Source organism: Vibrio sp. 1-Bac 57 (assembly GCF_037546855.1).
In the GTDB taxonomy this organism is placed as follows: Bacteria; Pseudomonadota; Gammaproteobacteria; order Enterobacterales; family Psychromonadaceae; genus Psychromonas.
Genome location: NZ_JALAAC010000008.1, coordinates 61,550 through 81,894, shown reverse-complemented (window position 1 = coordinate 81,894; position 20,345 = coordinate 61,550). Strand labels below are relative to the sequence as shown.

Sequence of the window (20,345 nt, the reverse complement as noted above, 5' to 3'; positions counted from 1 at the left end):
ACTAGACCTTAATCAAATTTATGTTTCATTAATAAAAATAGGAAATAACCACCACCGAGGAAGTTAATGATGACACTAATAGTGGTATTAAAATTAAATAGGTTTTCAACCATCCATTGCCCGCCAGCAAGCATCACAATAGAGACTAGAGCGCTTGCGAGTAGTAGAAATCGATGTTGATAAGTCCGAAATAATTGTCGTGTTAATGCCACTACAATTAAGCCCAAAAATAAAACTGGGCCGATCAATGCAGTAGAAATTGAAACCATTAAAGTGATAACAAACATGATATGCATGGTTAACTTCTGTGTATTTACCCCTAAGCTAGTTGCGTTATCAATGCCTAACCACATGACATCTAGTTTATTAGCGAGTTTCATTAGATAAGCAAAACACAGTAAAAGCGGCACTACACACCAGTAAACTAGCTCTGCATTAATATTGTTAAAGCTGGCAAACATTGAATCTTGAATATAGGTAAATTCATCGGGATCAATGACCATGGCAAAGAATCCAGTCGCACTATTGAACAGACTGCTGAGTACTACGCCAATTAATAACAGGGTGAATATGTTGCGTTGTCGGCTTTTAAAATAAAAATGAAATAAGACCATCGAGCAAAATGTCATGATGCTAGTTGATAGTAAAAAGTTCATTTCACTATCAATGACAACTGCACTAAAACCACCGAATACAGCCACTAATAAAACTTGGATCATGACATACAAGGAATCAAATCCCAGTATCGAAGGGGTAAGGATTCGATTATTGGTGACGGTTTGAAAAATCAGAGATGAAGAGGCAATCGCCATTGCTGATAAAATAATGGCCAATACTTTTGGGATCCGGCGTGATAAGAAAAACTGATAATTATCAACCGTAAGCCCTTTACCTAAAAAAAGTGCGCAAATGATAAATGCAATAGCGCCGACAATGAATAGCTTAATAGGATCACGCATTAGACTTGTCCCGTAGGATCAGATAAATAAACACAGCACCACCTAAAAGGCTAATGATCATCGAGATAGGGATTTCATAAGGGAAAATAATCAGGCGGCCTAAAATATCACAACTCAGTACAAGCACCACACCAACGTAAGCAGTCCAGGGCAGGTTACGACGCATATTGTCACCAATAAATAGCGAAACGATGTTAGGCACAATTAACCCTAAAAACGGGATCATACCTACAATCATTACCACTGAAGAAGAAAGCAGTGCCACTAAAATAACGCCAATCATGATGATACGCTGGTAATTTAACCCTATATTTTTTGCAAAGCTTTCACCAACGCTGGCAGCACTGAATTTATTTGCATAAAAATAGGCTAAGACGGCAACAGGTAGGGCGATATAAAGGAATTCATAGTTACCGCGTAATACAGAAGCAAAATTGGCCACTGTCCATGAATTTAAGGATTGAACTAAGTCGTATTTGTAGGCGATAAAGGTAGTCATGGAAGAAACAACATTGCCGTACATAATGCCAATTAAGGGCACCATCACCGTACTCTTAAACTTCAAGCGTTGTAAAAAATGTATGAACAAGATGGTGCCAAACACTGAGAATGCAAAAATAATTAATAAATGAATCCAACTACTCATCTCTGCAAATACAACCAATGCGACCATGTAACCAAACATTGCCCAATCGATGGTGCCGGTTGTGGAAGGTGCTGCAAATCGATTTTGTACAATCTGCTGCATGATCAAACCTGCAATACTTAACCCTGCTCCGGCTAACATAATTGCTAATAATCGTGGTAAGCGGCTGGTTGTTAATATACTAAGAGCGTGTGGATCCGCGTGGAATATGTCACTCAATGAAAAATCAGCAACGCCGACCATTAGTGATGCGCAGGTAAGAGCCAGTAAAATGGCAATAGCGAAAAAGTGGGTAAACTTCATTATTATCTACATTGAAGAGCTTGAAAGGTTGCGAGTTTAAGCAAACCTATCAAGCCGTTCATATTTTAATCGTTAACGGATGGCATTATTAAGGTCGAATATCATCTGTTTAATTGATCGATAACCACCTCCCGCTAAGTACCAAGCTGTAGTATCAAGGTAGATGATACGGCCATTTTTTGCAGCAGGGATTGAATTCACCAATGCGTTATTAAATAGTTGTTGTGCTTGGCCACTTGCTTTGCCAATAGCTTGGTCTCGATCCAGTATTAACAGCACATCAGGCTGAGCATCTGCAATATATTCGAAGGAAATTAAGTTACCGTGAGTATGATTTTTTGAAGCGACATTGGTAGAAGTTGATGGCATAAAGCCAGCTTCATCATAAATAAATGAAAATCGACTGGTTGGACTAAATGAAGTGATATTACTACCATTACTCATAGCAGTGAGTACTTTTAAAGGAGTACGTTGCGTTTTTTGTTTTATTTTATCAATACGATTTTGTATATCGGCGATAAGCTGCGCACCTTTTTCTTCTTTTCCTAATATTTTACTTAGGTTAAGCCAATGTTTTTGTGTTGACTCCCAGTAGTGTTTAGCTTCTACCTGAAATAGGTAAGTAGGTGCAATCGCTGCAAGGTCAGGATAAAGCTTAGCCATTCGTCCTTCAGCGATAATCAAATCAGGCTTTAGCGTAAACAGAGTCTCATAGTTAACTTCTTGCAACGTGCCTGTGTCGACATACTTATCTGCTTTGTATTTTTCTAGTGTGGTTGGCAGTAGGCTTTTTGGCATCGCGATAGGGGTAACACCGAGTGCATCCACAAAGTCTAAGCTACCGAATCCTAATACAACTATTCGTTTTGGCACTCCATTTATCTCTACGGTTCCTAGGCTGTGTTCATAAGTGGTAGCAAAAGCAGGGCTGGTCACAACCACTAACAGTATTACTTTTAATAATCCGTGAAAAACATTTTTAGCAAAGGTCATGTTCTTTATTCCTATTCTTTAGTGTGGAGCTATTACGAATACAACCCAGTGATTAAACTGGGTTGTATTTACTATAATGGTTGCAAAGTTATCGAGACCATTTTTTCAATTAAAAGAGGTAAGATGCAGTTAATTTCACTGTTCTACCTGGTTCAAAATCGGTGTAACCATTAATGGAATTATTGTATGAAGCATGTGACGCATAAGTTTCATCAAAGATATTCTCAAGCCCAGCGGTAATGGTTAAATCTTCCACTTGTTTTGGAGTCCACTGAATAGAAAGGTCATGTACATCGTAACCTTCTTTAGCGACATCAGCGTCAACATCTTTATGCAAATCTAAGGTCAACATACTGGTCCAATTAAGTGATACATCTAATGCTGGGATGGCATAACCTAGGTTTAAAGAGAAGCTATCACCCACTTCATTAGTTAAGGCTTGACCTTTAGTCGGCGCACCCGTTGCATTGGCATTGATTGAGGTATATTTAGAATCAGAATGAGCGTAAGTTAAGCGACTTGTAAACTCACCTTGACGCATGTTAATTGAAGACTCCACACCACGGATTTGTACGTCACCTAAGTTTTCAAGGCCTGTTTTACCCGTTGTTGAGTTATCAATGTAATCATCGATATTGGTTTCAAATACACTTACAGAGAAACCGACGCTATCTAATCCTGCTAAGTTTTGCTGTTCAAATGATAAACCTAACTCATAGTTAACACCTGTCTCAGCTTTTAAGTCTTCGTTGATAACTTCTGGAGCACTTAGGAATGAACCTGGTAATGAAGGGCCTTGGAATAATTCAGTGGCACTAGCACGTGCAGTCCATTGATCATTAATCAGGTATTTAGCTGCTAATGCAAAGCTGGTTTCTTTGAAAGTATCGTTAGAAGAGTTAGCATCCATGGCATGATGATCGTAACGCACACCCGGTGTGACAGATAATTTTTCAGTTAACTGTACTTCGTCTTCAACATAAACTGCATAGCTATCGATTGATTCTTTCTCACCCGAACGATTGCCATTAACTTTTTTCTCTGACTCTTGTTGCTGGCCTTCAACACCGTAGCGAGCAGTATGTTCAATACTTGCGGTTTCAAGATAAGTTTCTGCTAATACTTTAAAGCCAATGTTATTGGTGATCCCTTCGTCGTTTGTACTACCGTAATCGCGGCGATCTGGGTTGTAATTCATTTCGTTGCTGTACAGAGTAGAGTGCACTTCTGTATTGGTTAGCGATAATTCATAATTTAATGCAATTGATTCACGTGTATATTCAATCGGATAAATCAAATTATCATGGCTGTAACCAGCGCCTAAATTAGATTTGATAGTGTAATCGCCATCATCATTATAATAATCGTAACTTAGCTCTAAACGATTTGAATCATTAATATCAAAACCTGCTTTAAGCAGTACATTTTGCATTTTTCCTTCTTGACCCACTTGTTCTACGCCATCACCGTCATCAGGGTTGTTACGATCTATCGCGCTGTAATAAGCGAGCATATCAAAGTGGTCATTTAAACGAGAGTAGACAGTGCCAGAGTAGGTGTAGTAATCGTTATCTGCATAACCACCGTAAACTCTTGCTCCTAACTTTTGGCCGTCTTTTAATAGGTCATCAGCATCTTTGGTTTCAAAGGCAACCCCCCCCCCAAGACCACTGTTAATAATAGAGTTGCTACCTAATTTCAGGTCAACCGCTTTAATAATATCTGGATTAATTAATAGGTTACCAACATGGTGAAATACGTTGTTACTTTGATCAACACCATCGATCGTAATATTTAAGTCAGACTCGGTAACACCACGAATATTAATCGATTGATTAAGTGCATGTGAACCACCCACATCGATACCCGGTTGGTCACGTAACAAGTCACTGAGATGATCTGCCTGCTTAGATTCAATATCATTACTTAATAGCGAGCTATCATTATTGATTTGTGTTCCCCACACCTCAACCGTTTCGTAAGTACTCACCTTTGGTTCTTCTGCTTGTACAGAAAAGGCTAAACTTGAACATAATGAGCTAATAATTATTGCGATGCGTTTACGTTGAAATGGTGCAGATTTTTTCATTTTTCTATCTCGTCCTGAAATAATGATGAGTAATAAGTCGGTTTAACATTGCCTTTGTGATAATGGTTATCATTAGACTTGATGGTGATGTTAAAAGCAATCATTCTCATATTCATTTTCTGGATAGCTATTATGCAGCTTATGAATGGTCCTTATGTTACTTAGTGAGTGCTCGATTTTTCACTTAGTTAATGGTAGTTATGCCACTTTGGAATTTATGTCACTTTGGAACTATGGACTAATTTAAATTATCAAGCTTACAGTGGCATGGATCTTCTGAATAATCGTCGCTTAGTTTTTAGTTTTTAGTTTGTTAATAATTTTTCCACTAAAAAATTGTTTTATAAGTACTTATTTTCTAGATTGCTAATCTCGGTAATGATTGAACGAAACCACACACACATAGGATCTTGATGATAACGTTTGTGCCAGTATAAATAGAGTCGCTTGGTAGGATGTTGTAGGTTTGTTGGCACCTCTCTACAAACTATGTTGTGCGACTTTGCTGCCTGTAGGGCGTAGTCCGTTGGAAGGTGAAAAATAATATCTGAGTTGGCTGCAATGGAAGCAGCAGATGAGAAATTATTAAGACGTACAGGGGTCGCTATTTTGCCATTGTCACCTGTTATACCTAAGGCTTTAAAGCGTGGTTCAATGGATAATTTTTTGTCTCCCTGTAGTGAAACTTGTCCAAATTGGCAATTGCGTAATTTTTCTGCATCAAGAGGAGCATCTGCTAAGGGATGGTTAGCAGACATAATTAAACGAAAATCACGGTCTAAATAATGTTGACGATATAAGTCTTGGTCAGCAGCTGGCGGCTCTTGGTTAGTAATAATAAAATGATGTGCACCGGAGATCAGGCCAGTAAAGTGTGGTTTGGATACCGTATCCACATCGAGCGTCATTTGTGGAGCTCTATCTCTCAATATATTAACTAATTTCGGTAGCAATATATCCATTTGCGGCGCTAGTCCAAAAATACGAATAGTTTTCTCGCTGCTTGATGGGAAAAACTCATTGCCATCGATCAACTTTTCTAAGCTAGTAAGCACCGTATTTAAATCACGTTTAATGGTTTCTGCCTTAGGCGTTAACGCATAACCATTACTGGATTTTACTAATAATGGATCAGAGAACAGCTTACGCAATTTATACAGCGCACGACTCACCGACGATTGACTCATATTAAGTGTTAATGCCGTATTAGTGACGTGTTTTTCCTTCAGAAGCTGTTTTAAGAGCAGCAGTAAGTTGAGGTCGACTTGGTTTAAATTCATAGTTCGCTTAAATTGATAGTTTGCTTAGTTAGTGTGACTAGTTGATTGATAAAAAATTAAAACGGCACCTATAACCTATACCCATTTTACGGCTCAACTTTTTATTCCAGTGCTTGAAATACTTCACTACTTAGGCCAAAAATTTTGTAAAGAAAATTATTCTTTGACGTAATCTATGCCCAATATTTGATCGCATACTTAATGGGATTAGTATCGATTATAGCGACTTACTCTTAACTTTTAAATAGTAAAAGGTATCGTTACCATTCTCATTAGGGTTTGTCGAATGTGTCAGGCATTATCCATGAAACTATCGATAATCTACGCTATAGGGTGGTGAGTGGTTAACAATGACAGCCAATAATCACTGGCTTTGAATATTTGATGGTTATGTTACTTTGGAGTCCCTGTGAACTTATAACAGTGAGCTATTAATTTATTTGTTTTGCAATCTGTGATGCCAATTCATCTAAACCTTCTGCAAGTGCAATCACCAATTGTTGATAACCTTCACTTTTTAGCGGTTTGATTATTTCGAAATTGTCACTTTGAATAACCTTACCCTGTGAATTAATCAGTAACCACTCGCCACTTAATTCAGCATTACCGGTATATACGCCATTGAATCTAGAGAGAGAGAGGTGTAATTGCGGTTGATTATTCAAAACCATTGCTGCGTTTAATTGCACTGGCCAGTAAGCGCTTTGTTTTGCCCGTAGATTAAGTATCATTTGTTGATTAATTTGCGCGGATATTTTTTGTGCCCAGCGATTATGTTTGGCTAATATTACTTCGGTATCAGAGACCCTATACACTAAACCAACTTGATCTAAATACTCATCCAAATTTGTTTTAACTACTACAATCGGTGCACTTTTAGAGGCGACGACTTCAGTGCTATTCACTGGTAGTAAAAACAATGAATCTTGTTGTATTGCAGTATTGCTGCACCCCGCGATAAAGAGGGTGAATAACGTAAGCCATATTTTCATTAATTTACTCTCTTCGCTGGGATCGGATCTTGTACGGTGCCTGTGCCAAATATAAGTGAATTTGGTTTATCATTAATTTGTTTCAAAACAGGTTGTAATTCAGACATGACTTGCTCAAACTTTTTCATTGTTTGCTCTAAATCATTGTACATTACTGAGTTCGGACTGAACCCATCTAATGTTTTTTGTAGCTGTTTTAAACTAGTTTGAATATCTGCCGGTAGGTTTTGAGTTGCTTCTTCAGAAACCAAACCATTTAAGTTTTTGATGGTAGTATTGGCTGATACTAAGGCTTTATCTAAAGAATTCATTGATCGTGCCATTGACTCGACGGCATCATTTAAAGGTAGATCATTGACCTTGTTAAATAATGATGAAAGTTGCTGTTGAACCATTGCAAATTCGCCTTTTTTTGTTGGAAACACATTGTATTTACCAACTTCTGTCATCTTGAAGTTTGGCTCAGGTGCATCAAATTCAGTATCAACAAATAAAGCACCGGTTAATAAATTACCTGTTTCTAGTTTCCCTTTTAAGCCATTTTTAAAGTGTTGTTCAAAGGCTTGTTGGAATGTGTTTAAGGAAATGTTGCTACCTTTATCAAACAGCCTACCTAGTTCGAGTTTTACTAAAATCTGAATTTTGTTTGATGATGCATTATTTTCAGAAAAGGCGACATCATAGGGCGCTTCTAATACGGTGCCGATACGTATACCCCGATACTCTACGGGAGCACCTGCAGTCAAACCTCGAATGCTTTCATCAAATTCCATAATAAACTTAACGTATTGTTTATAAAGTCCTTCTTTCACTTGTTCATAATTATCAAAGAGAGGCAGTTTAACTAATTCATCGTCAAAGGGTTGTCCAACATCTTCTCCCGCAGGAATACCAAAAGTCACCCCTCCGGATAGTAGGCTTTGTAACGAGTCGACTTGCACATTAAAACCATCGGCATTCAGTTTTACATCAATACCTGAGGTGAGCCAAAACTGTGAGCCGGAAAGAAGCAAACCATCATAGGGTTCAAAAATGAACAGTTGATACAGCGCTTTTTTTTCTGCTAAATCAAAAGATGTTTTTTCTACGCGCCCGACGGTAAAACCTTGATAGCTGACTGGATCCCCTATATTTAGCTTTCCTGCTTTATCATGACTTAATAAAACGCGTACTCCTTTACTGCTAAGAGGAGTAATAGGAGGCAACTCTAACGCAGTGAAATCGAGTTTTTTTGTGGTGGATTCGCCGGGCTGAATCTGAATATAAGCACCGGATAAGATCGTCTCTAAACCTGAAATTCCTGCACTGCCAACCCTTGGTTTGACCACCCAAAATTGTGTTTTATCATTAAGCATTCGCTCGGTATCTTTATTCATTTGCGCTTTGATTTTTATATGATCATAGTTTTCACTGAGCGTGATATCGGTAACCATACCTACTTTTACATTTAAGGATTTTATCTCTGTTTTCCCAATATTAATGCCTTCTGCAGTGGGCATGATAATAGTGATTTCAGGGCCTTTATTATTAATAAATTGAAATAGCATCCATAGGGCAATGACCAGAGCAACTATTGGCACAATCCATATCGCTGATATTGAGTTTTGTTTCTTTATATTAGCTTCTGTCTGAGTACTATTACTCGTCATGTTTTATCTCTTTTGTATCATTGGTTAAGTGAGAGGAACCTTTTATTTCACTGTGCATTTCTAGGTTTTTATTGCTGCTATCAGGCCAAAGCATTCTTGAATCAAATAACATCGCCGATAACATGGTAAATATAACCACAATCGCAAATGAAAGTGCAGCGGGTCCGGGGTAGATTGCCATTAAACTTTGTAATTGCACAAGTGCAACTAATATAGCCACTACAAAAATATCTATCATCGACCAGCGACCAATAAATTCAGTTATTCGATACACCTTTAGTTTTTGAATTGCATCTTTATTAGACAAAGTGTGCATATTTTTTGCGCTGATGAAAAGCCAACACAGAGCAAATATTTTTACTAAGGGGATAAAGACACTAGCAATGAAAATAACGGCTGCAATCGGGTAAGATCCTAATTGCCACAATACAATGACACCTTCCATAATAGTCGAGGGACTGCTTGAACCTAGGCTGACTGTGTACATTATCGGGTACAGGTTCGCGGGTAAATAAAAAATAATGGCTGTGAATAATAGTGCCCATACTTTTTGCAAGTTTGCTTGCATATTAAAGGGATGTATTGTGCTGTCACAACGAATGCAGGTTTGATTATTGGTTATCGGTTGAGGATTTATCTGGTGGCATACATGGCAGTTAAGATGGGTGTTGGAATGATGAGTATCACCTTGATAATCTTTTTTGAACTGTATCGAAGGAATAAATTGTTCCCAGAGCCAACTTTTATCAACTAAAGAAACGCACTTAACAACCAATACGGTATAGATGCAAAATGCAAAAAATGAATAACCGAGGCTAATATCTGCCAGTGACGAAATTTTTATAAGGCTGACTAATACACCCAATAAAAATACATCAACCATCAACCACGGCTCTATTTTTAGCAACAGTTTACAGAGTCGCTTAATATGCTTTTGCGATGATTTTACAACGAGGTTCGGCTTATTTTTGGCCGCCATAAAATATAGATACAGCATTGAACTGATGTACAGGGTCGGTAATACAATCACAGTGGCCAATAACAACAAGGCGAGTAATGAATTTTGAAATTGATCGAGCATTTGCACTGCATGAAGCAAGGTTATTTGTTGCGTCAATCCCTGCACTGAAAATGACATAAATGGGAAACTAACACTGAGGATCATCATTAGCAAACAGGCCGATGCATAGGCGATCGCTGTTTGATGAGGTTTAGCGATAGTTTGTGTCAGCATGTGCGCGCATCTTGGGCAGTGTGCTTTCTGCGCTTGGTGTAATTTAGGCACAGCTACAACTAACCCGCATTCCTCACAAGGGATCATTAAATTAACTGGTGTCTTGTTGATGTTTATTGTCACGTTATTGATGGGCTCACTTATTTTTCTATTGGCTAATTTAAAATTGCTAATGGTTAATTTGAAACTGGTACTGGTTAATTTAAAACTGCTGGTGGGTATATCCCCATCACCCTCTAAGGTGTAAAAGTCAGTAAGACGTGAGGTGAACAGATTATAGGCATAAAGGTGAAGATCTAAGCAACATAATAACAGAACTATTGTATTTAGCGTTAATCCTACCAATTAGCTGCATTATATTTTCAATAACATTAAGCTGTGCCTTCAACCATATTAAATTATATTTTCAAGAATATTAATTCATGTCGTCAACAATATTAAGTTATGTTCTCAAAAACATGAAATCGTGTTTTTTCCTCATAAAAGCACTTTCTCGCGATGAAAGTAACAATTAAGAGGTAATCGATAATTTATCTCTTTTTGCGCTGTAATTTCACATATCAATCACTTATGTTTACGCAATCATTTTTAACGTTATATGGATCTCATTATGCAATTTTTGAAAGTGACCTGCCTCTCAATCCGTCCTTTATAAAAGAGACACTATCGTGAAGGGTGCTATTATATTTACCAATGTTTACGGAAACATTCGCAAACTTCCTTATTACTTTAAATAAACCGGAGAAACATCATGCCAATAACAATTCTTTTGTCATTTCTGTTCTTTACCGGCCTTGTGGTTTTTGTCACATGGACTCGTGTAAAGGCAGATAAAAATGACTCTAAAGATGGCTACTTCCTTGGTGGTCGTAGTTTAACAGGTGGTCTTATTGCAAGTTCACTAATCCTTACCAACCTTTCAGCGACTAGTTTTGTTGGCATGAGCGCACTTGCATACAAAGGCAACATGTCTGTAATGGGTTACGAAGTAGCATCGGGTATTACCCTAGTCATCATTGCACTGTTTCTAGTGCCGCGTTACTTGAAGCAGGGGATAACAACTATTCCTGATTTCTTAGAATCGCGTTATGACATGTCGGTAAAGAAATTTGTAACGATTCTGTTCCTGTTAAGTTACGTTATTAACTTATTACCTAACACGCTTTATGCTGGTGCAATGGTAATCGGTGGTATCTTTGATGTTGAAGCGCTACTAGGTATTGACCGCTTCCAGTCGGTGTTACTTATCTCTGCTATTATCGGATTTTTAGGTTTGTTCTACGCTATTTACGGTGGTTTAAAAGCCGTTGTTATTGCAGATAGTATGAATGGTGTTGGTCTTATTGTTGGTGGTTTGATGATCCCTATCTTTGGTCTTTATGTCCTAGGTGATGGTAGCTTCATGGACGGTTTTACAATAATCACAACCCAAGCAACAGATAAATTACAAGCTGTTGGTGCATCAGATGATCCGAACGTACCATTCTCAACTATGTTTACGGGTTTATTACTTGTTAACTTATATTACTGGGGTACTGACCAAGCGATTATTCAACGTGCTCTTGGTGCAAAGAATCTTAAAGAAGGTCAAAAAGGGGTTATTTTAGCCGGTGCGATTAAAGTAATTACACCGTTATTCTTAATCATCCCAGGTATTATTGCTTATCATATGTTTGGTACTACCGATGCTGCTGGACAAGCGTTTGAAGCAGATACGATGTACACACGTTTAGTTGGCGAAGTATTGCCTAAACCATTAGTAGGTTTCTTCATCGCAGCGATGTTCGGTGCAATTCTATCTACCTTTAACGGTGTATTGAACTCATCAACAACGCTGTTTACGCTAAATGTATATAAGCCTTTCTTTGATAAAGAAAACAAGCTTTCTGACCTAGAGTTAGTACATAAAGGACGTATATTTGGTGTGTTAATTGCAATCTCATCAGTTGTTATTGCCCCATTCGTTATGTATGCACCAAATGGTCTATTCGATCTATTGCAACGTCTTGCTGGTCTATTTAGTGTGCCAATCTTTACTATCGTATTCATGGGTTACTTAACCAAGTATGTGCCTGCTGTTGCTGCAAAAGTTTCGTTAGCATTCTTCGTGGTTGCTTACGGTATTATTCAGTTTACACCAACTCAATTCCAAGATTCATTAGGCCCACTTAAACCGCTTGCAGAGTTACATTTCTTCCATCAACTAGCGGTACTATTCGTTATCTGTTGTGGAATTATGTATGTTATCGGTAAATTGCGTCCTCGTGAAACTGCCTACGTAATGCCTGTTAACGAAAATATTGATATCACACCTTGGGCATTCCGCTTTGAAGCTTCAGGTATCATTCTTTATATGGTATTAGGTGCATACATTGTATTCTCTGACCTTGGTCTTGTTACTGGAGATAAAGGCTTGATGGTTATTTACGGCATCGTTGGTTTGGTTCTTCTTGTTGGTATGTACTTCAGAATTAAAACAAAACATAAAAGCATGCGCGAAATGGAAGCGTTATCTGCTAAATAATAGGTAATATTTTACCCTTCCCAAAAGCAGAGTTATTTAACTCTGCTTTTTTCGTTTTAAAAATGACCTAATCTGCTTAGAATCAAAAACCTTAATCTGATGAATGTCCTCTTTTTTAATAAGTGTGTAAAATGAAGGTCTGGTTGGATAAAACCTATTCCCGCCTAGGAAGTTTGTTTAGCGTAACAAGGAAGTGAGGCTATTATTATGTGCTTAGTATTCACATTAACAGAGATGGAAAGAGATTATGAATGTAACTTTTAAAGACGTTGCTAAACTAGCGAATGTATCGACGCAAACTGTTTCTCGTGTCACTAATGGCTCGTCTAATGTGGCTGAAGAAACACGCATCAAAGTGAATGCTGCGATTAAAGAACTTGGTTATATTCCCAATAAAGGCGCGCAGATATTAGGCCGTGCTAAATCAAATATGATTGGCGTTGTGACCCTTGATATTTTGTTGCATGGTGCATCATTGATTGCCAATGGTATCCGTAAACAGGCAAGAAAGTTAGGTTATGGGACCTCGTTAGCGGTGGTTTCGACGCACTCCTTGAATAAAATTACGGCGGCCATAGATGAACTAAAATCTCAGCGAGTAGAGTTTATCATCATGAATATTCCGCTCAGCAAAGAAGAATCAGAAATATTAATCGAACGTTATGTTGGTATTCATTTTGTATTTATTGATGTGCCACTTGATAGCCAAGTTAATATCGTATGTGGTGCTAATTATGAGGGCGCAAAGAAAGCTGCTGAATTGATGATCTCATTACAAAGAAAACATTTTTTAATCATCACTGGTCCACTTTACTCAAGTGCTGCTGAACAACGTCTAAAAGGATGGTCAGATGTGCTTAATGAATATCCTGATGTTAAAGTTATCAGCCAATTTGAAGGTGATTGGCAAGCGGATAGTGGTTATTTGCATACGCATCACGCATTGACTAATGGTGTCCATTTCGATGCGGTGTTAGTGGGAAGTGACCAGATGGGGCTTGGGGTGTTAAGAGCATTAAATGAGTTTAACTTGAGCGTTCCACAGCAAGTGTCTGTTATTGGTTTTGATGACACGGCAGATAGTGCGTATTTTTCTCCACCGCTAACTACGATTAGACAAGATTTTTTATTGATCGGAGAGCGTAGTGTTTTAATGGCGTTGAGCATGGAAGAGGAGTCTGATGCTGAGTTTAAGCAAGAATCTATTGTCACTGAAGTTATTGAAAGAAAAAGCACTCAGGACTACCAAAAGAACCTGAGTGATAAGCAGCAGTTGCGTGCATTACTCAAACAATGTGAACAACTGCTTGATTAATCTGTTCAATATCCTGTTAAGCCAACTGCTAATTAAAGGATATATCTAAGATTATCAATATTGGTGATTTACACTTTTATGATCTTACAGGTATTCGTTGAGCCTGCAGAATGGTCATCTCCATGAGTAATCAATATAAGATCGCCACTTTTTAGGTAACCCGCATTTTTTAATGTATCAATTGCGTTGCGAACATAATCACTGTTATTGGTTGCAGTCGAACTAAACCTAATCGGTGTGACACCACGATATAAAGCACAGTAATTAAGAGTTTGGGTGCTACTCGAAAGTGCAAAAATTGGTAACCCAGAGCTTAAGCGTGACATTAATAATGGTGTGCTGCCTGACTCTGTTAAAGCGATGATCGCTTTGATGCCAACCGTATGGTTTGCCGCAAACATGGCTGTCATTGCTAATGCTTCAGTTGGGTCATCAAAGGTACAATCCATGCGATTGGTTGAGATGTTAATACTCGGGTGCTTTTCTGCCCCGATACAAACGTCACTCATGGCTTTAACTGTTTCTAGAGGATACTCACCTGCCGCTGTTTCGCCCGATAACATCACTGCATCTGTACCATCTAATACGGCATTAGCGACATCCATCACTTCTGCACGAGTCGGCATTGGCGCGCTGATCATCGATTCCATCATTTGTGTTGCAGTGATCACGACTCTATTTAAACGGCGAGCAGTACGGATCATATTTTTTTGTACACCAACTAATCGAGCATCACCAATTTCAACGCCTAAATCACCACGTGCTACCATCACCACATCAGAAGCTTTAACGATATCTTCTAATGCTTCCTGTGTTTCTACTGCTTCTGCACGTTCTACCTTAGCAACAATTTTAGCATGGCAACCCGCTTCTTTTGCTAATCGGCGAGCATAGTGAATATCTTCACCATTGCGTGGGAATGAAACTGCTAGGTAATCACAACCTATTTCAGCAGCAGTAATAATATCTTTTTTGTCTTTTGGTGTTAGCGCAGCTGCCGATAAACCACCGCCTTTTTTATTGATCCCTTTATTATTTGATAAAGTGCCACCAATAGAAACGGTTGTGTGAACTTGGTTGCCAGTGACTTTTTCAACAATCAGTTGGATACGTCCATCATCTAATAATAAGACATCGCCTGCTGCTACTTCTTGTGGCAATGTTTTGTAATCTAAACCTACTGCTTGTTGATCACCTTGTCCCTTGTCGATATCACTGTCTAATATAAACTTATCACCTACGGCAAGTTGAATCTTTCCTTCCTTAAAGGTGGAAACGCGGATCTTGGGACCTTGTAAATCACCCATAATGGCAACTTCAATGCCTAAGCGTTTGGCTATTTCACGCACTTCTTTGGCACGTTTTATATGATCCGCTGGCTCACCATGTGAAAAGTTCATACGCACCATATTGGCGCCTGCGGCTATAATTTTTTCTAGGTTATTATCGCGGTCAGTTGCTGGACCTAGTGTTGTCACTATTTTTGTACGTCTAGTCATGTGAATTCCTTATTAATATATTTTCTCATGAAGGTAAAAAATCGCTATTCAGGGTACCCTGTATTGTGTGTTTATTGTACTCATCTTAGGAGTTGCTATAAACATATTCGCTGATTTATCTTACGGTTTGAAGTCAAATTCTAAAATGATAGTTTGAACTCTTAGCTTGAATTATTAGCTTTAATGATTAGTTTGAATTGCTAGATTTAATTTATGTCGGCTAACGATTGATATAGTTAGCCGACATAAAGAGGGGCTTAGATTTTTTTAACAGAAAGCATGAGTGCAGATTCAGGGTCAAGGATTGGTAGTGTTAAGCCAATTTCTTTAATGTTTTCACCGCTTAAGGTTAATGTTTTGTCTAACCATTGCGGACGCTGTTTCATTAATTGGAAGCTAGTCTCTGGCATCTCAACTATCCGCACTTGATACTGTGCATTTGCATCAATACAGCTAATACGCAGTGGCGATGGCAATGCATAATCAGGCATGGTTAGCTGACAAACAGTCAACAACATCTCATTTTCATTTTGTACACCGTAGATGTTTTGACGCTTATCGGGAGTATCTAAACGGAAACTACGGCCACTGTGCAATAATTCACGGTATTGTTTATGTAACGCGATGTACTTAGCGAATGCTTGTCTTTCATCTTCAGGTACTTTTACTGGGTCTAATTCAACACCCATGTGGCCACCTAGCGCAGTAATACCACGCATATTGATATGGTGACGACGATTAGTTGAATGACATTCTTCAGGCCCAATATGTGATCCCATTACTTCTGGAGGAAAGAAATAGCTCATACCACGTTGGATTGCTTGACGCTCTAACGCATCGTTACAATCTGATGCCCAAAAACGATGAGTACGTTTAAGGATTTCAAAGTCAATTCGACCACCGCCCGATGAACAAGACTCAATTTCTACTTCACTATGCGCTGCTAATAATTTATCTAATAATGCATATAATGCTTTAGTTTGGCCGTTTACCGCAGGTTTACCTTCGTGACCTGGTTGAACTAACTCACGGTTCATATCCCATTTTAAGTATGAAATATTGTAGGTGGTGAGTAGATCATTAAGGCGATCAAATAAATAGTTAAAACAATCTGGATTTTGTAGATCCAGCAGATACTGCCAACGACCCGATGGTTGATGATAACCCTTAAGTTCTAATACCCAATCAGGATGTGCACGGTAAAGATTTGAGTCTTGGCTAATCATCTCTGGTTCAACCCACAGACCAAACTCCATGCCTTGATTGTTAACGTGTTCGATAACAGGCTCTAAACCATTTGGATATTTTTTCTCATCCAAATACCAATCGCCTAACGACGTGCGATCATCATCTCGACCTATAAACCAACCATCATCAATAATAAAGCGTTCAACACCCATAACAGCAGCTTCAGTTGCCATTTTCATTATGTATTCAGGATCGTGCTCGAAGTAGATACCTTCCCACGTATTAAGATGCACTGGACGTGGTTTATCAACGGGGAATTTTAAAATATTGTTGCGTACAAAGTGGTGGAAATGTTCAGAAATACCATTTAAACCGTTGGCACTGTAAGTTGCGTATAACCAAGGCGTTGTATAGCTTTGTGATTGTTCAAGAACGGTTTCACCCGCCAGCAGTAATTCACCTGCTTGTACAAAACGACGACCATCACTTTTAACATCAGCACGTAGTTGATGATTACCGCTCCAACCTAAGTGAAAACCCCAAACCTGTCCATTTTGTTCAGTAAAGTGATCCGTGCCAACGAATAAACCAGGAAAGTTTTCATGAGAGGTTCTACCGCGGCGGTTTTCTTGCATGAAACCACCGTGTGAGAATGATTGACGGTGAGTTTGGAATTCTCGTGTCCAGCGACCGTAGAAAGTCATTAATTCATTCGCATGGTTTGGCACTGGTAACGTAGAAGAAAGCTTGGTGAGATGGTATTTTCCTTCACCAACATTAGTGACGGTTACACGTTTTTGCACAACATCGCTTTCAAAATCAAGCTTCAGCTCAATATCTAATTGTAGTTTGGCAACATCATCTTGTAATGTGAAGGTGACAGATTGATCTGTAACTACTTGATCGATTACTGAAAAAACCGGTGCCCAATCATGGCTATTACGATGACCTTCTATACCTGGCGCATTAAAGTGCCCACTGCCTAACTCAGGACATAAAGACAAAGGAACATCAACATCAAGGCGCGCTTGAGAGATAGGGCGCTCAGTAGATAACATAATATCAGGGTCAATCTGACTTATTTTTGCGCCCCAATGTAGCACCTCAGGAGTGCGATCAACCTTGATTATTAGGCTACAATTTTTACTCGTTAGGTGAATAATTTCGCTCATTTTATCTCCAGTACGTAAAGAATATTGAAAAAGTAAGTTGTTTGCGTAAACATTATGGTTAGATTGTCACCTTTTAAAGGTTTTGTCAGCCTTTAAGTTGGTATATGTGATATGAAACAATAGATTTTATGTAACCAATTGTTTTTGAAAACATGGGTTGAACTTTTGTTTAACTTTAAAGTAAATGATAAGTCTTTTGTAACATAAAATCTGTTAATACGATTAGAGTCTGTTAATTTTCAGGCTTTATTTTTATATTTTTTAATTAAAAAATTGGAAACGTTAACATCTTCTGATTTTGAGTATCGATAACGTTATAATGATTGCAATAATGAAACTAAATAAACTTCTTTTAAGAGAATCAAATGGCAACCATTAAAGATGTAGCTAGAGAAGCTGGTGTATCCATTGCGACTGTATCAAGGGTGATAAATAATTCCCCTAAAGCAGGGAAATCATCAATCAGTGCAGTGCAGTGTGCTATGAAAAAATTGGGCTATCGTCCTAACGTTAACGCACGCGCTTTGGTCAGCCAAAACTCTAATACTATTGGCGTGTTGGTGAGTGATATTTCAGATCCCTTTTTTGGTACTTTAATCAAAGCAGCGGATCAAGTTGCACGGGAAAATCATAAACATCTGTTAATTGGCAATGGTTACCATGACGCCGATAGTGAACGAGAAGCGATTGAGCTGTTGATTAATAGCTGCCGAGAGTCGCTTATTATTCATGCTAAAGCATTAAGTGCAGAAGAGTTGATTGGTTTTGCTAAAGAAGTGCCGGGGTTAGTATTAATTAATCGATATATTCCTGAAATTGCGGATCGCTGTATTGCCTTTGACAATTTTCAAGGGACCTATATGGCGACGGAATTTCTGATTAATAATGGCCATAAGCATATTGCTTATATTAACTCTAATCATCAAATTGATGATGCTTCGGAACGCCAAGCTGGTTATCTAAAGGCTTTGAAGGACCATAATTTACCTTCACCAATGCAATATATTGCCGCTGCAGATAGCAATGATCAAGGCGGTAAATCTGCAATGATCGAATTGTTATCTAAAAATATCCCAATTAGTGCGGTGTTAACTTACAACGATTTTATGGCTGCTGGTGTACTTAGCGCACTGGAAGAAAATAATATTGCGGTACCTGAAAAAATATCGTTAATAGGTTTTGATAACAGCTTAATTTCCCGTTATGTTCATCCTAAATTAACAACCATTAATTATCCCATTGAGATTATGGCTAAACAAGCAACAGAACTGGCACTTAAACTTGCTAAAAAAGAACAATATACTCCCGAAACTCGTATTTTTTCACCGACACTGGTGAAGCGTTTGTCGGTTAGCAAGCATGACGCAGAGTGAATATAATTGGGTGCAGTGAGCAGGAAAATTACTGCTCTTGGTGCAGTTTTTTGTTTGCTTGAATTCAAGTAATAAATCGATAGGTGGTTTGATAATGGTATTCTTGTCCCGCTTGTAAAATAGCGCTAGGCTGCCATTCTGGATGGTTGACAGCATCCGGTAAAAACTCTGTCTCTAAAGCTATGCCAGCATAGTCTTGATACTCTCCACCATTGCGATTAGGCGTTCCTTCTAACCAATTCCCAGTGTAAAGTTGCAGCGCAGGTTTATTGGTAAATACCTCTAGTGACAGATCATTATCTGCACTACTAAGCAATGCTGCACGGGCACCTTGTTGGCAAGGTTTGTTAAGCAAAAAAGCATGGTCATAACCTTTTGCTAATTGCTGTTGTGGCTCGGTCAGAAAATCACTTGTAATGACTTTAGGCTGACGGAAATCAAAGCTGTTTTTATCTACAGAAGCAGGTCCATCGAGTGGAATTCCGACTTTATTAGTTGGCAGGTAATGGTCTGCATCTATCTGTAGCCTATGATTTCTGCAGTCCTCACCTGATTCAGCACCGGCAAGGTTAAAATAAGCATGGTTAGTTAGGTTAATTGGCGTGGGTTTGTCAGTGATTGCGTGATAACTGATAATAACCTGATTATCATCGGTTAATTGATAGCATACTGATACTTGTAATTGCCCTGGAAAACCTTGGTCACCATCCTCTGATACAAGAGCAAAGCGAACGAACCCTTGCGTCTGCTGTTCTATTTCCCAACGACGTTTATCGAAACCATCAACCCCACCATGCAGTGTATTACCATCTTGATTGATTGATAATTGGTAGGGATAACCATTAATACTAAATTGCCCATCTGCAATACGATTGCCAAAACGGCCCACTGTCGCACCCAAATAGGTGCCTTGTTTTTTAAAATCAGCCATTGTAGATACACCTAATAAAACCTCTCGCTGCTGATCGGCAACGGGTACTTCACAACTCAGCCAAGTTGCACCGATGTCCATAAAAATAACCGATAGGCCATTTTTATTCTGCAATTTAACTAATTTTGCAGGTTGACCATCAAAAGCGACTTCTTCAGTCATGGTTTTAAAAAGTGTATTCGACATGATGATTACCTT

The 20,345-nt window shown here is 38.5% G+C and carries 14 protein-coding genes; 3 read left to right on the top strand and 11 right to left on the bottom strand.

The window, feature by feature from the left end:
• Window positions 1–8 precede the first annotated feature (8 nt).
• The 8 genes from MT391_RS07350 to MT391_RS07315 all read right to left on the bottom strand — a co-directional run bounded on the left by MT391_RS07350 (window position 9) and on the right by MT391_RS07315 (window position 10,232).
• On the bottom strand, window positions 9–959 hold the full coding sequence (locus MT391_RS07350) for an iron chelate uptake ABC transporter family permease subunit (RefSeq protein WP_499497351.1): 951 nt from the start codon (window positions 957–959) through the stop codon (window positions 9–11).
• Window positions 952–1,908 carry an ABC transporter permease gene (locus MT391_RS07345; RefSeq protein WP_499497350.1) on the bottom strand — a complete coding sequence of 319 codons (957 nt, stop codon included), beginning with the start codon at window positions 1,906–1,908 and terminating at the stop codon, window positions 952–954. The genes MT391_RS07350 and MT391_RS07345 overlap by 8 nt, the downstream gene beginning before the upstream one ends.
• Window positions 1,909–1,980: 72 nt before the next feature.
• Window positions 1,981–2,901 carry a siderophore ABC transporter substrate-binding protein gene (locus MT391_RS07340; RefSeq protein ID WP_499497349.1) on the bottom strand — a complete coding sequence of 307 codons (921 nt, stop codon included), beginning with the start codon at window positions 2,899–2,901 and terminating at the stop codon, window positions 1,981–1,983.
• A 109-nt stretch (window positions 2,902–3,010) separates the two neighbouring features.
• Window positions 3,011–4,990, bottom strand: coding sequence for a TonB-dependent receptor domain-containing protein (locus tag MT391_RS07335; protein ID WP_166368634.1), 1,980 nt, complete (start codon window positions 4,988–4,990; stop codon window positions 3,011–3,013).
• A gap of 341 nt (window positions 4,991–5,331) precedes the next feature.
• Window positions 5,332–6,270 (bottom strand): LysR family transcriptional regulator, encoded by a 939-nt coding sequence (locus MT391_RS07330; RefSeq protein ID WP_166368632.1) that lies wholly within the window; start codon window positions 6,268–6,270, stop codon window positions 5,332–5,334.
• Window positions 6,271–6,701: 431 nt separating this feature from the next.
• Complete coding sequence (locus MT391_RS07325; RefSeq protein ID WP_499497348.1) at window positions 6,702–7,262, bottom strand: PqiC family protein; 561 nt, start codon at window positions 7,260–7,262, stop codon at window positions 6,702–6,704.
• Window positions 7,262–8,911, bottom strand: a complete 1,650-nt coding sequence (gene pqiB / locus MT391_RS07320; protein WP_499439220.1) for an intermembrane transport protein PqiB — start codon at window positions 8,909–8,911, stop codon at window positions 7,262–7,264. The genes MT391_RS07325 and pqiB overlap by 1 nt, the downstream gene beginning before the upstream one ends.
• The gene (locus MT391_RS07315) at window positions 8,901–10,232 is read right to left on the bottom strand and encodes a PqiA/YebS family transporter subunit (RefSeq protein ID WP_499497425.1); all 1,332 of its coding nucleotides are present in this window, start codon (window positions 10,230–10,232) and stop codon (window positions 8,901–8,903) included. Before MT391_RS07315 ends, pqiB begins: the two co-directional genes overlap by 11 nt.
• 664 nt (window positions 10,233–10,896) lie before the next feature.
• On the opposite strand from MT391_RS07315, the gene MT391_RS07310 reads away from it, so the two are divergent.
• Together MT391_RS07310 and MT391_RS07305 are read left to right on the top strand one after the other, a co-directional pair.
• Complete coding sequence (locus MT391_RS07310; RefSeq protein ID WP_166368626.1) at window positions 10,897–12,669, top strand: solute:sodium symporter family transporter; 1,773 nt, start codon at window positions 10,897–10,899, stop codon at window positions 12,667–12,669.
• 247 nt (window positions 12,670–12,916) lie between these two features.
• On the top strand, window positions 12,917–13,984 hold the full coding sequence (locus MT391_RS07305) for a LacI family DNA-binding transcriptional regulator (RefSeq protein WP_499497347.1): 1,068 nt from the start codon (window positions 12,917–12,919) through the stop codon (window positions 13,982–13,984).
• A 68-nt stretch (window positions 13,985–14,052) separates the two neighbouring features.
• On the opposite strand, the gene pyk is transcribed toward MT391_RS07305, so the two are convergent.
• The gene (gene pyk, locus MT391_RS07300) at window positions 14,053–15,483 is read right to left on the bottom strand and encodes a pyruvate kinase (protein ID WP_499497346.1); all 1,431 of its coding nucleotides are present in this window, start codon (window positions 15,481–15,483) and stop codon (window positions 14,053–14,055) included.
• Between the two features lie 257 nt (window positions 15,484–15,740).
• The gene (locus tag MT391_RS07295; RefSeq protein ID WP_499497345.1) at window positions 15,741–17,843 is read right to left on the bottom strand and encodes an alpha-galactosidase; all 2,103 of its coding nucleotides are present in this window, start codon (window positions 17,841–17,843) and stop codon (window positions 15,741–15,743) included.
• 365 nt (window positions 17,844–18,208) lie between these two features.
• Between MT391_RS07295 and MT391_RS07290 the strand changes: the two genes are divergently transcribed.
• Entirely contained in the window at window positions 18,209–19,216 is a 1,008-nt protein-coding gene (locus MT391_RS07290) for a substrate-binding domain-containing protein (protein ID WP_166368618.1), read from the top strand.
• 64 nt (window positions 19,217–19,280) lie between these two features.
• On the opposite strand, the gene galM is transcribed toward MT391_RS07290, so the two are convergent.
• Window positions 19,281–20,339 (bottom strand): galactose-1-epimerase, encoded by a 1,059-nt coding sequence (galM, locus tag MT391_RS07285; protein WP_499439495.1) that lies wholly within the window; start codon window positions 20,337–20,339, stop codon window positions 19,281–19,283.
• Window positions 20,340–20,345: the final 6 nt, after the last annotated feature.

What these genes read in the sequence shown, in the direction of transcription:
- MT391_RS07305 (WP_499497347.1), top strand. Translation starts at nt 12,917, where the DNA reads ATGAATGTAACTTTTAAAGACGTTGCTAAACTAGCGAATGTATCGACG.
- MT391_RS07340 (WP_499497349.1), bottom strand. Translation starts at nt 2,901, where the DNA reads ATGACCTTTGCTAAAAATGTTTTTCACGGATTATTAAAAGTAATACTG.
- MT391_RS07290 (WP_166368618.1), top strand. Translation starts at nt 18,209, where the DNA reads ATGGCAACCATTAAAGATGTAGCTAGAGAAGCTGGTGTATCCATTGCG.
- MT391_RS07345 (WP_499497350.1), bottom strand. Translation starts at nt 1,908, where the DNA reads ATGAAGTTTACCCACTTTTTCGCTATTGCCATTTTACTGGCTCTTACC.
- MT391_RS07325 (WP_499497348.1), bottom strand. Translation starts at nt 7,262, where the DNA reads ATGAAAATATGGCTTACGTTATTCACCCTCTTTATCGCGGGGTGCAGC.
- MT391_RS07315 (WP_499497425.1), bottom strand. Translation starts at nt 10,232, where the DNA reads ATGATCCCTTGTGAGGAATGCGGGTTAGTTGTAGCTGTGCCTAAATTA.
- MT391_RS07335 (WP_166368634.1), bottom strand. Translation starts at nt 4,990, where the DNA reads ATGAAAAAATCTGCACCATTTCAACGTAAACGCATCGCAATAATTATT.
- MT391_RS07310 (WP_166368626.1), top strand. Translation starts at nt 10,897, where the DNA reads ATGCCAATAACAATTCTTTTGTCATTTCTGTTCTTTACCGGCCTTGTG.
- pyk (WP_499497346.1), bottom strand. Translation starts at nt 15,483, where the DNA reads ATGACTAGACGTACAAAAATAGTGACAACACTAGGTCCAGCAACTGAC.
- MT391_RS07295 (WP_499497345.1), bottom strand. Translation starts at nt 17,843, where the DNA reads ATGAGCGAAATTATTCACCTAACGAGTAAAAATTGTAGCCTAATAATC.
- MT391_RS07330 (WP_166368632.1), bottom strand. Translation starts at nt 6,270, where the DNA reads ATGAATTTAAACCAAGTCGACCTCAACTTACTGCTGCTCTTAAAACAG.
- pqiB (WP_499439220.1), bottom strand. Translation starts at nt 8,911, where the DNA reads ATGACGAGTAATAGTACTCAGACAGAAGCTAATATAAAGAAACAAAAC.
- MT391_RS07350 (WP_499497351.1), bottom strand. Translation starts at nt 959, where the DNA reads ATGCGTGATCCTATTAAGCTATTCATTGTCGGCGCTATTGCATTTATC.